The organism is Candidatus Symbiopectobacterium sp. NZEC135 (assembly GCF_025962695.1).
In genome coordinates, this window is record NZ_JAGFPF010001441.1 from 1 (window position 1) to 542 (window position 542).

The 542-nt window shown below is 57.2% G+C and carries 1 pseudogene; it reads left to right on the forward strand.

Annotated elements, in window-relative coordinates:
- Positions 1–542: pseudogene (locus tag J5224_RS34730) on the forward strand (hypothetical protein); the annotation flags it as partial.

Here is a 542-nt window from a genome sequence, read left to right on the forward strand (position 1 = left end):
TTGCGTGCCGGACGCGTTTCTTTCGCGCTGGCGCAGTGGGGGTATGTGTTTCCGGGGGCCGCGCTGGCGACGGGCATTGCCATTCCGCTGATTGCGCTCGATAACGGGCTCCGTTCTCTGGCGATGCTGGCGGAGATACCGTTTTCTCCCCCGCTGTTTTCCTGCGTCTGGTTGATCATGGTGCTGGTTTACTGCGCCAAATTCAGTCGTTTTGTGCTGGAGCCACTCAGTGTGCGTATGGCGAGCATTCCGAGCCTGCTCGATCGGGCCAGCGAGGCTGCGGGTCTTTCGCTCTGGCAACGCGGGGTGCGCGTTTACTTCCCGTTACTGAAACCACAGGTGATGATGGGCGCGGTGATTCTGTTTTTCGAAGGCATGAAAGAGTTAAATGCCGCATTTTTGTTCCGCACGTTCGGATGGGAAACGTTGCCGACGTATGTTTTTCGTCTTGCTGCCGATAACCTGTTGCAGTGGGGTGCACTGCCTGCGCTGTGTCTCGTGGTGATTGGTGGTGTGCCGATGTTGTGGTTTCAATGGCTTTG